Below are 13111 nucleotides of genomic sequence, written 5' to 3'. Positions count from 1 at the left end.
TCCGAAAACTGCCCGCAAAACAGCAATCCTTATTCCTGTTCGTACATCAGTTTATCGCTGTTCCATCTGACAGTAACAGTATAACCTTGATCATCTTTATATTTTTTCAGTTTGATATTTTTCTTCTTCTTATCTGCTGAAATTATATAGCAGAAATCATATTCGTCGTACGGCAATATCATCTTAAATTGACCGTTAAAAAATTCATATATGACCGGATATTGAACAACATTAGCTACATACAAACAAATTTGATCGCGTCCTGTTCCGTTGAAATCGCCGACCCATCCGTTGGCACAGGATCGCCCCAGCTCCGGCATGGGTATTTTTAATAACCCCGAATAAATCTTTTCTAATCCATCTTCTTTGTAACCTGCTCCATAATTATCCAACGAATAGGAAGCAACGACCTTATTTTTATCAATAACAAAAACCTTAGCTTTGTCAACGCTTTTAGCTAGTCCTCTACTGTATAAATCGGCATTACGCATCGTATCAAAAGAAACCAAAAACTCATCATGCCCCGAATTTGTAAAGTTACCCGGTACAATCTCAAGTATAAAAAGTTTTTTCCCTGCCGGTAAATCTTTATTGACAAAATCGGAAATGATTTTTGCCGTGGTCTGATTTGTTTGCGCCCGGAGAGAATATGCGCGCAGTGCTGCGGCATACAATAAAAACAATAACATCGCTTTCATTTTATTCATACTGTTAGCCTCCTGTTTATCTTTTTTTTCACTCAACTGGCACGGTATAAAAAACGGCTTCCCGCATTGAGGAAGCCGTCGATAAAAAAATCTCGCACTTATCCCGCCTTTCGTGCACTGCCCTTCCGCGCATCGATTATATTTTTAATAACCGGCCAAGAGAACGCAAGAATCGTCGCGATCAAAAGCACACAGGAAACGGGACGCTGCACGAACGTCATGAGATTGCCATGACTCATTACGAGCGCGCGGCGGAAATTCGCTTCCATCATATTGCCGAGGAGCAGTCCGAGCACAAAGGGGCCCGTCGGGAAATCATATACTTTGCATACAAAACCGAGAAGAGCAGCGGCAAACATGACGATGACGTCGAAAAAATTATTATTCAACGCATAGGAGCCGACGACGCACAAAAGACATACCGCCGTCCAAACGGTCGGCTGCGAAACATTCAGCACTTTTGCGGACGCTTTTGCGGTAACGAGGCCGAAGATCAAAAAAACGACGTTCGCAAGCAGCATGAGCAGCATAATCTTTGCGGTAAAGTCGGCATTTTCAGTAAACATTTTCAAACCCGGCTGCATGCCGTACATCGTCAAAGAGCCGATAAGAATGGCGGTAACCGAATCTCCGGGAATACCGAGCGTCATCATCGTCGTCATCGCCCCGCCGATAACCGCATTGTTTGCGGTCGAAGAAACGGCGAGCCCTTCAATCGACCCCTTTCCGTATTCTTCGGGATGCTTACTCATTTTTTTTGCATTGCCCCACGAGATAATCGATGCGATGTCGCCGCCCGCTGCGGGAATCGCGCCGATGACCGTTCCTTCAACGGCACCGATAAGCGTCGGTATTGTGAGTTCTTTGAATTCCTTAAACGACGGCAAAACGCGGCCGAGCGCAAGATTGACTTTCCGCGCTTTCATTTCCGCCGCTTCTTCCGCGCGGTTCCGCGAATACATCTGATACAGCACTTCGCCGATACCGAACATACCGATCATAACGGGGATAAACGAAATGCCGGCAAGCAAGTCGACCGAACCGAAAGTAAATCGCGGCACGGCAAGCAGAGGATCGAGTCCCACGCAGCTGAGCAGGATGCCCGCGACGCCGAGTATCGTACCCTTGAGCACGTTGCCGGTCGACACGGCGATCATCATCGAAAGGCCGAAAAGCGCGAGCATACAGTATTCGGGTGCATTGAACGTTACGGTGAAATTCGCGATCGGCGTTGAAAACAAAATAAGACACAGCGTCGAAAAGACCCCTCCGATAAACGAATAGATGACGTTTATACCGAGCGCGAGACCGCCTTTTCCATAAAAAGCCATATACTCTACACCGTATTTGCAATTACAAATACGATGCAACTTCTTTTTTCAGTTCCGCAACCTGCTCGGCAGTCAAATCGAGAAGCGGTCGTCGCATATATCCGCCGCGAATACCGCGCATCGTTAAGATGTTTTTGAATATGGACATATTCGCGCCGCATTTCATAATCATCGCCAATTTCGTTGCTTTAACCTGCGCTTTCCGAGCCGCGGCAATATCGCCCGATTGAAACGCTTTATACACGTCGACGAAAGCTTCCGGAAACGGGCCCGAACAACCGGACACCGTACCGTCGCAGCCGCACGACAGCGCGGGCAAAAAGAGATCGTCCGCTCCGGGAACAACCGAAAAATTTCCTCCGCGCACTTGCAGATATTCGTTTATCCGGCGCATATCGGCAAAACTGTATTTTACACCGACGACGTTTTTACACGCGGAAGCGATCTCTTCCATCGTCGCAGCCCCGATGTCGTTGTGCGCAAGCTGAGGAATCACATATACATACACGGGAAAATCGTCCGGCAGCGCGGCACATACCGTTTTATAATATTCGACCATAGCGCGGTCATCGACATGGAAGAACACCGGCGTAATGATACCCACGCCGTCCGCACCGATGCTGTGCGCGTGTTTTGCAAGACGGATCGTACAGTCCTGACACATTGCACCGACGTGGACGAAAACCGTTACGCGGCCGGCGGCTTTTTTGACGACGGTTTCGGCGACGAGTTCGCGCTCTTCGGCGGACATCGAAAACATTTCACCCGTCGTACCGCACGGATACAAACAGTGAATGCCTTTTTGAATTAAAAATTCGGTCTGCTCTTCAAGCGCAACGACATCCACTTTATTGTCTTGAGTAAACGGCGTCGTCATAGCGGTAATAACGCCGTATAATTTTTTCATAGAACCTCCCATAAAAAACGGCTCGGCATTCAAAAGCAGCGACGATATTTCAGCCGCCGCTTTTGAACTTCACATGAAATCGATAAGTACGCAAAAACAGCCTTCCCCGAAGAGAGGGCCGCCTGTACACTATCGTCTGCACTTCAAAGCCCTTCCGAAAGGTCTGCTTTTAGAACGGACGATTACTTGCCCGCCGCTGCGTTCGTACCTGCGATGCGTCCGAATACGACCGTATCGGTGAGCGCGTTGCCGCCCAAGCGGTTCGCACCGTGTATGCCGCCGGTAACTTCGCCCGCCGCATACAAGCCCGGAATGATTTTTCCGTCGGTGTTGTACACGTGACAGCCCGTATCGATTTTGACGCCGCCCATCGTGTGGTGAACCGTCGGAACGCGGGGAGCCGCATAGAACGGCGGCTTGTCGATCGGCGTTGAATAAAGCGTACGGCCGAACGCATCCTTCGATTTATCGGCGACGTGTTTATTGAAATCGTCGAGCGCCGCTTTCAGATGATCGGCGGGAACGTTCATCGCTTTTGCAAGTTCTTCGACGGAGTTCGCCTTCACCGCGCGGCCGGCCGCAACGAGTTCGTTCGCGGATTCGTTGAAATTGTTTTTTTCGTCGCCCGTCGGATAGCAGTGCGAATCGAGTACGATCCACATATAGTTATCCGGCTGATGGAACAGCGCCATTGTCATAACGTCGCGCCTCGCGCCTTCATCGACAAAGCGGTCGCCGTTTTTATTGACAAAGATGCGGCGTTCGACATCCATTTCGATATTGCCGGAGAGGCTTCCCGTTTGGGGATCGCCGAGCGGCAGGAGCTGGATGTTTTCCATCTGCACGAGCTGCGCGTGAAGCGGTTCGAGCATGGCAAAACCGTCGCCGGTCGAACTCGGCGGGTTCGTCGAAGGAATATTCGCACCGAGCGTCGGCCACTGTTTATTGTATTTTTCGCGCATTTCGACATTGCGTGCAAAACCGCCGGTCGCAAGAACTACGCCCTTCTTCGCGCGGAGCGTCACTTTGTTACCCGTTTCGCCGATCGCATTGACGCCGACGACTTTACCGTTTTCGACGATAAAGCTTTCGCCCTTCGTATTGAGCATCACTTCGATGCCCTCGTGCGAATCGATATAGCGGTTATAGGTTTTGAAAAATCCCGTGCCGACGGGGTCTACCGGTTTATGCGCGCGAGGCCACAAACCGCCGGTTACCGTAAACGTGCCGGGCTTGAATTCCATGCCCATCGATTTGAGCCACTCGACGCCTTTCCACGCATTGTCGGTGAGTACGTGGATCAAAGCGGGGTCTCCCTGCTTGTCGCCGCCCTCATAGGTCTGCTTGTAATGCAGCGCAACCGAATCCTTGTTCGCTTTTGCCGTTTCGCTGCCTTCATCGACCGCGTTCAGCGCACCTCCGGCCATAATCGTATCGCCTCCGACGCGTGCCGTCTTTTCGATGATGATGACCGTTGCGCCGTCCTGATTTGCCTGAACGCCGGCTGCCATACCCGCGCCGCCCGCACCGACAACGATAACGTCCGCCGTCTTTTCAACATCGGCCGCTTTCGTTTCCGCAGAAGAAGCGGTTGCTGCATTCAGCTTTTCGATATCGACGCCCGCACTCTTCAGCGCCGCATCCGTTGCCTGCATAATCGCGCGGCTCGTGATCGAACATCCGCCGATAACGTCGAGGTTCGTTTTTTGAGAAGCGACGATCTGCGCCGGAATCTTTTCGATCGCGGGATCGCTGATACCGGGCGTTTCGTTGTGCTTCGTCACCGTTACCGATTCGATTTTCGAACCGGAAAGCTTTACCTGCACTGTGAGCGCACCGCCCATACCCGTACCCTCGCCGGTATAGGTTCCCGCTTTGAATTTGCTTCCGCCGCCGCAAGAAACAAAAAGCAGTGACGCTGCAAGCATCACCGCTGCCGTCCGCTTAAAAAAAGCGAATTTTTTCATTTTTTCCTCCATAAAAAAAAATAAATATAAAACGTATTTATACGTGCACTTCACGACGGAACAAATCCCGCGCGTCCGCGCTTAGAGACGATTTTCCAAGTTCAATTTCCGATTTAATAAAATGCGCCATGCAAGTTTGATATTAGCATATCGGTTTATAAATGACAATGTTCGCGACGGCGTTTGTAGACGGCGTTGCAGCAGGATATATCGGCGCATACATTTCGAACGGGCGGCACACCAAGCACCTTCCGTATTTCGGACAGGCATTTCTTTCTCACGGGTGTTGCGCCTCGCCCGCTCGGCGCCGGGCTTTCCGGGATTCCGCGCATGAGCGCTCCATTCCCTCCCTCGCTCCGCTCGGTCGGGAACGACTCCGCCGTCCCTCCAATCCCTAACACAAAAGACCGCTCGCGCAGCATCCGTGCCGTGCAAGGAGCGTTTTTGAAAATCCGCCGCCTACGCCAAATCGCATTTTTAAAGTTACTTCTAAAAACTGCAGTTTTTAGAGGTTCCCAATTCTTTTTTTGCCGAAAGCGCGCTTCGAGCGGCGGCATCGGCCATATCGGAAAGCGTGATCACTCCTTCATCCGCTTTTCGTACGAGATCCGCATCGTTTTTCCATGCACACAAAAGAGCGCGCGAAGAGTTTACAACGCCGCCCGCTTTGGAAAGGAGTGTTGCGGCAACTCGCGCTTTTCCGCCCTGCGCTCCGTAGCCGGGGATCAAAAAAAAGAGTTCGGGATATGCGTCGCGCAAAATACGGGCATCGCTTTCTTCGGTACAGCCGACGACGGCACCGACAGGCGGACAGCACTCGGTCGGATAATCCTCGGCGCATTCTTTCGCAAGCCGTTTGAGTTCCGCGCCGACGATGCCGAACACGGCGCCTCCTTCTTTAAGCTCCCTTCGCTCGATGTCCGCCGCTCCGGGATTCGACGTGCGGAGCAAAACGAATATCCCTTTGCCCTTTTTGCAAAAATCTACAAAGGGCGAAAGCGTATCGAAACCCATATACGGATTTACCGTCGCTATATCCGTTTCGAAATCGCCCGAAAAATGCGCGCGCGCATAGGCTTCCGCCGTATTCGCGATATCGCCTCGCTTGATATCCGATATGACCGACAAACCCGCAGCCCTCACCGCCGAAAGCGTTTTCGCATACGCGCTCATCCCCGCAATACCCATCGCTTCGTAATACGCGATCTGTACTTTACAGCAGCATGCGCTTTTGTCGGCCGCGATTCGATTAATAATTTCTCTGTTGTATGCGAAAACCGCTTCAGCTTTTCCGCCGAATCGGCGCAAAACGCTTTCGGGGATATACGACGGATCGGTGTCGAGTCCGACGCACAGCGGCCCGTTTTTTTTCGAAAGCTCCCGCAGGCGCTCCATCGCATGTTTCACATCACACCTCTATTTTATGTTCCATAAGCCAGCCCGTCGCCAAAAAATACACCGCGCCGAAAATCGCATAGCGCAGCGTATGATTCCACGAATAGCGCAGCACCGCTCCATAAAATGAAGAGTCCCGCACCATATCGCTCACGTCGGTATCGAAGCCGAGCGTACCGATGCGCATCGGAAAATAAAACAGAAAAAAGATGATTACGACGATCAAAAATTTATTCGGCTTTTTCGTGCGGATAAAAGCGGAGTACAGCGCCATTGCAAAATTGAACATCGCCTGCCAGCTCGCAAAAGAAATAATACCCATGATGCCGAATTGTACGAGTTCTAAAAAATGTTCGGCAAATGCAAAGCGGTACAGCTGCTTTATGTTTTCGATGTAGGACATACCCGGATTGAGTGCAAGCGGAAGATATTCCGAAAAAGCGCCGTGAAAGAGCAGCCCCGCCGTCGGCGCCATAAACGACAGATACAACAGAGCCGGCAGCATATAGATGACGTATTCGGCAAGATTTACGAGCTGCCTCGCTCCGAGCTGCGCATAACTGCGCTCCGGAACGAGCAATGAAAGATATCCCGTATCGCCGAAAAGGATCGGCTGCATATTGCCGCTTCCGCGCACCAACGCATACAGCGGGATAATCCCCATACAGCAAAATCCGATACCGTACAGTATCATGCCGAAGAGCGAAAGATGATCCGACCTCGTTTGATATGCGATAAAATTGACGAGAACCGCGCCGAGCAGCACCATCGCAATGACGGCGCTCGTATACAAAATGCGCAGGCGGCTCGCTTTCCATTCCTGTTTCAACGTTGCTTGCATGATCATTACAGCTCCCTGACGGCGATATTCCAACTGCCGCTTTTTACAGTTCCTTGAACGTATCGATATACAGTTCGTCGATGTCCATGCCGCGCCGGCTTTTCAGCGCGCTCGCATCTTCATACAGCACGATTTCGCCTTTACCGATAAAGCACACGTCGTTGAACATGTGCTCGATATCGTGCACGAGATGCGTGCTCACGATGATCGACGAAGAAGGATTGTACGTGTTGACGATAGCCGATACGATTCTCTCCCGCGCAACGGGATCGACTCCTCCGAGCGGTTCGTCGAGCAAAAATAATTTCGCTTTGCGTGAAAAACACAAAGTCAGATTCAGTTTTTCGATCATGCCCTTCGACATCTGCGAGACGGGAACGTTTTTTTCGAGACGGACGAAGTCGAGCATATCGAGCGCTTTGTGTACATCGAAATCGTCAAAGTAATCGCGGTAATAATCGAAAGCGTCGAACGCCGTCATCCACTTCGGCATAATATTACGATCGGGTAAAAAGGATACGTACTTTTTGCTTTCGATGCCGACCTGATTTCCACATACGCACACTTTTCCGCCGTTCGCTTTTTGCAAACCGGCGACGATTTTCAAAAACGTCGTTTTGCCGCTGCCGTTCGGCCCCATGAGTCCCATGATCCGCCCCGATTCGAGTACGAGCGAAATGTTTTTTAGTGCGGGTTTCGCACCGTACCGTTTCGTTAAATTTTCAACAGTCAATATCGGTTCCATAGATATACGGACAGTATAGCGAATTTACGTACGGTGTGCTATGACGGCTTTGCAGATTCGCGGGAAAAAGCCCGGGATGCGATCGCTCGACCCGCTCACGATTTGCGCAGGAAACCGGCCGCCGTCGCGGAAGCGCGCACGACCTTTATCGAACTGCTTTTGAAAGAGCAGCAGTCGGTCGAAGCGTAAAATTAGCTACTTCTAACTTCTTGCAATTATCTTCGAAAAAGCATATAGTTTTTGCGAAAACATCATAAAAACTCTCGTCTGAAATATCGCCGCCGATGGAGGAATCTATGAAACCCGATTATAAAAACTGGGTACCGAAAGAAGTGCTCGTTCTTTTTACCGCCTGCACATGCGTTTCGTTTATTTTGCTCGCTGTTTTCGGAATTGCCGGCGTCGGCGTTTCGGGAACGCTCAGGGCCGTACTTTCGGTACTGTTTGCGCTCTTTTTTATCGGCTTCGGTGCCGCTGCGGTACTGTTTTTGCGCTGGTACCGCGCATTCGATTACAACGGCAAGCGGCAGATGGCACGCGGTATTATCGAAGGGGTCGCGAAGTATGTGACGCTGCCCTCAGGCGGTACGGGACTCGATGTCGGCTGCGGCAGCGGCGCGCTTACGATCGCGTGCGCAAAGCGAAATCCGCAAGGTGCGATGTTCGGCGTCGATCCGTGGGGTGCGGAGTACCGCTCGTTCAGCAAAGCGCTGTGCGAAAACAACGCGCGGGCTGAAGGCGTTTCGAATGTACGCTTCGAAAAAGGTAATGCGATAAAACTCGATTTTCCGGACGAAAGCTTCGATGCGGTTACGAGCAATTACGTGTATCACAATATCACCGGTGTAAATAAACAGGCGCTGCTTTTTGAAACGCTTCGGGTGCTGAAAAAAGGCGGTGTCTTCGCGATTCACGATCTCATGTCCCGCTCTCGTTACGGCGACATGGATGCGTTTGTTGCGGACTTAAAAGCGAAAGGCTACGAAAAAGCCGAACTGATCGACACGACGCAGGGCATGTTTATGTCGCCGAAAGAAGCGAAGTCGTTGCAGCTTACGGGCTCGACGTTGCTCGTCGGCAAAAAATAATAGGGAGACCGGAAATGGGTATTTTAAATAAACTGTTCGGCAATACGAAAAAGCCCGAAGGCTTTTGGGGTAAGCTTATGGTGGAGGGCATGAACCGCGGACACGCGCCGCTTGCCGATTGGGGAATGAGCTTTTTCGGCGACATTCGGCCGAAATCGATTTTGGACTGCGGTTGCGGCGGCGGACGAAACGTTGCGGAATTGTTAAAACGATACCCGCAGGCGGAAGTTACGGGACTCGACTATTCGGAAGTGTCGGTTAAAAAATCGCAGGAAGTGAATGCCGATGCCGTACAAAACGGCAGGTGTCGCATCGTACAGGGCGACGTTTCCGCTTTGCCCTTTGCCGACGGTACTTTCGATTTGGTGAGCGCGTTCGAAACGGTTTACTTTTGGCCGGGTCCCGATCGAAGTTTTTCCGAAGTGTTTCGTGTACTGCGAACCGGCGGCGTCTTCATGGTCGTCAATGAAGCGGACGGCAAAAACAAAGCCGATGAAAAGTGGACGACTATCATAGACGGTATGAGAATTTACGGCAAAGAAGAATTGGAACGCTATCTTCGAGAGGCGGGATTTACGCGCATTGAAACGTATCGAAGCGAGGGAAAGCATTGGCTCACCGTCCGCGCGGTAAAATAAGCGTTTTCCGACACTCGAATGATTTCGGCAGCCGCTAAAAAATTATTAATTATTAATAAAAAGGCGCACGGGCGGCTTTGTTATAAGCCGATCCGTGCGCCGTTCGATTGCGGGGCGAGCAGCCTACGCCCGCGTGGAGTACCGCGAAGCGTCCGCGCGTGAGCGCGGATGAGGGTTACCGAAGTACGGAAGGCGGGTTCTTCCGTTGCGTGTCGTCCGTACTTTCTTTTCGAAAACTATGCGTTGCGTTTTACATTGAACGCGCCGAATCCGGGGTACACCGCGCCGGCTCCGAGATCTTCTTCGATGCGGAGGAGGCGGTTGTATTTTGCGACGCGTTCGCTGCGGCTCGGTGCGCCGGTTTTGATTTGGCCTGCGTTGAGAGCGACTGCGAGGTCTGCGATCGTCGTGTCTTCGGTTTCGCCGGAGCGATGCGATATGATTGCCGTAAAGCCCGCTTTGTGCGCCATCTTTACCGCGTCCATCGTTTCGGAGATGGAGCCGATTTGGTTCAGCTTGATGAGGATGGAGTTGCCGCATCCGTTTTGGATGCCTTTGATGAGGCGCTCGGTGTTCGTGACGAACAGGTCATCGCCGACGAGCTGCACGTTTTTGCCGAGTTCTTTCGTCAAATGCTGCCAGCCTTCCCAATCTTCTTCGTCGAGACCGTCTTCGATGGAGATGATCGGATATTTTTCGACGAGTGATTTCCAGTGCGCGACGAGTTCGCTCGACGTAAACGTTTTGCCGCTTTTGGGCTGTTTGTATTCGCCTTTTTTACCGCCCTTCCATTCGGAAGAAGCCGCGTCCATAGCGAGCAGGAAATCTTTTCCCGGAGCGTAGCCGGCTTTTTTGATCGCTTCGAGGATCGTTTCGATCGTTTCGTCGTCGCTTGCGAGATCGGGCGCAAATCCGCCTTCGTCGCCGACGGCCGTCGCGAGTTTTTTCGATTTTAAAATGGACTGCAATGCGTGGAACACTTCGGTGCACCAGCGGAGTCCTTCTTTAAAAGACGGAGCGCCTGCCGGCATGATCATGAATTCCTGCGTGTCGACGCTGTTCGTAGCGTGTGCGCCGCCGTTTAAGATGTTCATCATCGGGACGGGCAGATTCGTCGCATTGACGCCGCCGAAAAAGCGGTAGAGCGGAATGCCGAGAGAAGAAGCCGCTGCGCGCGCGCTTGCGATGGAAACCGCAAGGATCGCGTTCGCACCGAATTTCGATTTGTCTTTCGTGCCGTCGGCAGCGATCATTGCGCGGTCGACCGCGTAGATATCGGACGCGTCTTTTCCGACGAGCGTTTCGTTGATTGCACGGTTTACGTTTTCCGCGGCTTTTAAAACGCCTTTTCCGCCGAAGCGCTTTGCGTCTCCGTCGCGCAGTTCGAGGGCTTCATAAGTACCCGTCGATGCGCCGCTCGGTACCGCTCCCGTTCCGACGGTTCCGTCGGCAAGCGTCACTTCAGCTTCGACCGTCGGATTTCCGCGCGAGTCGATAATTTCTCTTCCCGTTATCTTTGTTATAAGGCAAGATTTCATACGAACACTCCTTAAAAATGAATTGCAATTGATAAATTCGGTATGCAGAGTTGCAAGATAGGTTGAACACCGCTTTATTTACTATATATAAAAACGGCGGCGCGTGTCAATGTGGAGATCACGGAAATCAATTTGTAATTGGTAATGTGCTTTATCAATTTGTAATTGGTAATGTGTAATGGGTAATGAGTTTCATACGGAGGCGAAAGGCGGCATCCGTGCCGTACATTGAGCGAAGTTCCCCGCGCAGGATTTGCGAGCGTGTCCTATCACACAGCACGCCGTAAACGTCGCGCTGTGTGTCCTCATAAGGAGTTGCAGTCGGCTTTCACACCTTTTATTACATCCGAAAGGATGAGGTATAAAAGCCTCCGCACGGATAAAAGAAAAACGGCTTGTCCGTTTTTCTTCTCTCGACTTAAAAAGAGCAAATCCGAGCAGTGCGCCACTTGCAACGAGCACGAAGTGCGAAGTTCTCCGCGCCACTTGCAACGAGCGCGTAAGCGCGAAGTTCCCCGCGCAGGATTTGCAAGCATCTCCTGGTACGACGCACGCGCCACTCCGTATGCCCTCATAAGGAATCGCAGTCGGGTTTTGCGGTACATCCGTTTATTTTTATAAAAAACCGCGTAATTTATAGCTTTGTAAACGATATATATTGCAGCGGCTTCCTTGCCGCGCTATCTCAATAATCAAGGATATCCCCATGGAATATACCCATAAACCCGTCGAAGAACTTTCCTTTACCGACGACTTTATGTTCGGCACGGTCATGAAAAACAAAATGATCTGCAAGGGCGTCATCGAACGGCTCCTGCATATCAAAGTCGGTAAAATAGAATATCCCTCGCTGCAAAAAACGATTGCTCCCTTTTACGAAAGTAAGGGTATACGTCTCGACGTTTATGTCTCAGATCCCGAGCGCATCTTCGATATCGAAATACAAACGTCGATCCCGCCTTCTCTTCCCAAACGCACACGTTATTACCAAAGCCTTATGGATGTCGATAACCTCTTACGCGGACAGAGTTATGCGGAATTAAAAGAGAGCTACGTCATCTTTATCTGTACGCAGGATCCCTTCGGTAGAGGTTTACCTGTGTATACGTTTCGCAATTTATGCAGTGAGGACGGCGGTATTTTTCTTGATGACAAATCGTATAAAGTATTTTATAATGTGGGTGCCTACGGTAAAGAAGATGAACCTGAATTGAGCGCTTTGTTGGAGTATCTTTGCGAGAGGCGGGCGACGAGCGGTTTTACAGAGCACATCGATGAGCTTGTCGAAAAAGCGAAACGGAACGAAAAGTTCAGGAGTTGGTATATGTCGTTGAATATTTGGAAAGATGATTTACTAAGAGAGGGTTCACAGCAGGGTGAAAAGATCGGCTTTGAGCGGGGCGTTGCTACGGGAATACGCAAAGGCAGAAGAGACGGACTCCTACAAGGTCGACGCGACGGTATTGCCGCAGGCTCGTATCAAAAAGCACGAGAGACGGCAAAGCTGATGGCTGAACGCAAGTACCCGCTCTCTGAGATTCGCCTTATGACCGGTCTCTCGGAAGCGGAGATCGAAAAACTGTAAGAGCTCATAAATCCGAGCAATGCGCGACTTGCAACGAGCGCGGAGCGCGAAGTTCCCCGCGCAGGATTTATGAGCGTCTCCTATAAAAGAAGGGGCTGTCCAAAAAGTAAGGACAGCCCTGATTATTTTTAAAGACAAAAGATTTGTTCTATGCTAAAATTTAAGTATGAGCAGAGGAGTAAGCGATAAAATCACATTCAAGGCGTACAATCAGCATGAACAGTGGCTTTTGCCACCGAGCATGGAAGAACTTGTACCGGAAAATCATTTTGTAAGAATTGTTAGTAAAACAGTAGACGAGCTTGGGATAGAAGAAGTATTTGCAAAATATACGAAAGGAGGCGGAGCAAGCCGTTATAATCCTGTGAT

At 50.8% G+C, this 13111-nt stretch carries 13 protein-coding genes; 5 read left to right on the top strand and 8 right to left on the bottom strand.

The annotated features are described in order from the left end of the window. Positions 1-29: 29 nt before the first annotated feature. The 7 genes from H9I36_RS03860 to H9I36_RS03830 all read right to left on the bottom strand — a co-directional run bounded on the left by H9I36_RS03860 (position 30) and on the right by H9I36_RS03830 (position 7893). On the bottom strand, positions 30-707 hold the full coding sequence (locus H9I36_RS03860; protein ID WP_187384067.1) for a hypothetical protein: 678 nt from the start codon (positions 705-707) through the stop codon (positions 30-32). Between the two features lie 98 nt (positions 708-805). Next, a complete protein-coding gene (locus H9I36_RS03855) occupies positions 806-2038 on the bottom strand; it encodes a tripartite tricarboxylate transporter permease (protein ID WP_187384066.1) in 1233 nt (410 codons plus the stop codon). Between the two features lie 22 nt (positions 2039-2060). After that, on the bottom strand, positions 2061-2945 hold the full coding sequence (locus H9I36_RS03850) for a dihydrodipicolinate synthase family protein (RefSeq protein ID WP_187384065.1): 885 nt from the start codon (positions 2943-2945) through the stop codon (positions 2061-2063). A 182-nt stretch (positions 2946-3127) separates the two neighbouring features. Further along, on the bottom strand, positions 3128-4912 hold the full coding sequence (locus H9I36_RS03845; RefSeq protein WP_187384064.1) for a flavocytochrome c: 1785 nt from the start codon (positions 4910-4912) through the stop codon (positions 3128-3130). A gap of 489 nt (positions 4913-5401) precedes the next feature. Continuing rightward, a complete protein-coding gene (pyrF, locus tag H9I36_RS03840; RefSeq protein WP_187384063.1) occupies positions 5402-6319 on the bottom strand; it encodes an orotidine-5'-phosphate decarboxylase in 918 nt (305 codons plus the stop codon). A 1-nt stretch (position 6320) separates the two neighbouring features. After that, positions 6321-7154 (bottom strand): hypothetical protein, encoded by an 834-nt coding sequence (locus H9I36_RS03835; protein WP_187384062.1) that lies wholly within the window; start codon positions 7152-7154, stop codon positions 6321-6323. Positions 7155-7191: 37 nt separating this feature from the next. Further along, positions 7192-7893: an ABC transporter ATP-binding protein gene (locus H9I36_RS03830; protein WP_187384061.1), complete on the bottom strand. Its 702-nt coding sequence runs from the start codon at positions 7891-7893 to the stop codon at positions 7192-7194. A gap of 33 nt (positions 7894-7926) precedes the next feature. Between H9I36_RS03830 and H9I36_RS03825 the strand changes: the two genes are divergently transcribed. The 3 genes from H9I36_RS03825 to H9I36_RS03815 all read left to right on the top strand — a co-directional run bounded on the left by H9I36_RS03825 (position 7927) and on the right by H9I36_RS03815 (position 9619). Continuing rightward, positions 7927-8082 (top strand): hypothetical protein, encoded by a 156-nt coding sequence (locus H9I36_RS03825; protein ID WP_187384060.1) that lies wholly within the window; start codon positions 7927-7929, stop codon positions 8080-8082. A 107-nt stretch (positions 8083-8189) separates the two neighbouring features. Further along, the gene (locus tag H9I36_RS03820) at positions 8190-8981 is read left to right on the top strand and encodes a class I SAM-dependent methyltransferase (protein ID WP_187384059.1); all 792 of its coding nucleotides are present in this window, start codon (positions 8190-8192) and stop codon (positions 8979-8981) included. A 14-nt stretch (positions 8982-8995) separates the two neighbouring features. Beyond that, positions 8996-9619 carry a class I SAM-dependent methyltransferase gene (locus H9I36_RS03815; RefSeq protein ID WP_187384058.1) on the top strand — a complete coding sequence of 208 codons (624 nt, stop codon included), beginning with the start codon at positions 8996-8998 and terminating at the stop codon, positions 9617-9619. Between the two features lie 236 nt (positions 9620-9855). Here the strand turns inward: H9I36_RS03815 and eno are convergent, their stop codons facing one another. Then, positions 9856-11157 (bottom strand): phosphopyruvate hydratase, encoded by a 1302-nt coding sequence (gene eno, locus H9I36_RS03810; RefSeq protein WP_187384057.1) that lies wholly within the window; start codon positions 11155-11157, stop codon positions 9856-9858. 706 nt (positions 11158-11863) lie between these two features. Between eno and H9I36_RS03805 the strand changes: the two genes are divergently transcribed. Both H9I36_RS03805 and H9I36_RS03800 read left to right on the top strand, forming a co-directional pair. Continuing rightward, complete coding sequence (locus H9I36_RS03805; RefSeq protein WP_187384056.1) at positions 11864-12742, top strand: Rpn family recombination-promoting nuclease/putative transposase; 879 nt, start codon at positions 11864-11866, stop codon at positions 12740-12742. Between the two features lie 166 nt (positions 12743-12908). Continuing rightward, on the top strand, positions 12909-13111 hold a 203-nt coding region (locus tag H9I36_RS03800), incomplete at its 3' end, for a transposase (RefSeq protein WP_486389538.1).

The sequence above is a fragment of the Treponema sp. Marseille-Q4130 genome (assembly GCF_014334325.1).
Classification (GTDB): Bacteria; Spirochaetota; Spirochaetia; order Treponematales; family Treponemataceae; genus Treponema_D.
The sequence above is the reverse complement of the archived record's forward strand: the minus strand, read 5'-3'. Positions and strand labels throughout refer to the sequence as shown.

Coding starts and splice junctions, on each gene's coding strand:
- H9I36_RS03860 (WP_187384067.1), bottom strand. CDS start 707: ATGAATAAAATGAAAGCGATGTTATTGTTTTTATTGTATGCCGCAGCA.
- H9I36_RS03855 (WP_187384066.1), bottom strand. CDS start 2,038: ATGGCTTTTTATGGAAAAGGCGGTCTCGCGCTCGGTATAAACGTCATC.
- H9I36_RS03850 (WP_187384065.1), bottom strand. CDS start 2,945: ATGAAAAAATTATACGGCGTTATTACCGCTATGACGACGCCGTTTACT.
- H9I36_RS03845 (WP_187384064.1), bottom strand. CDS start 4,912: ATGAAAAAATTCGCTTTTTTTAAGCGGACGGCAGCGGTGATGCTTGCA.
- H9I36_RS03835 (WP_187384062.1), bottom strand. CDS start 7,154: ATGATCATGCAAGCAACGTTGAAACAGGAATGGAAAGCGAGCCGCCTG.
- H9I36_RS03830 (WP_187384061.1), bottom strand. CDS start 7,893: ATGGAACCGATATTGACTGTTGAAAATTTAACGAAACGGTACGGTGCG.
- H9I36_RS03820 (WP_187384059.1), top strand. CDS start 8,190: ATGAAACCCGATTATAAAAACTGGGTACCGAAAGAAGTGCTCGTTCTT.
- H9I36_RS03815 (WP_187384058.1), top strand. CDS start 8,996: ATGGGTATTTTAAATAAACTGTTCGGCAATACGAAAAAGCCCGAAGGC.
- eno (WP_187384057.1), bottom strand. CDS start 11,157: ATGAAATCTTGCCTTATAACAAAGATAACGGGAAGAGAAATTATCGAC.
- H9I36_RS03805 (WP_187384056.1), top strand. CDS start 11,864: ATGGAATATACCCATAAACCCGTCGAAGAACTTTCCTTTACCGACGAC.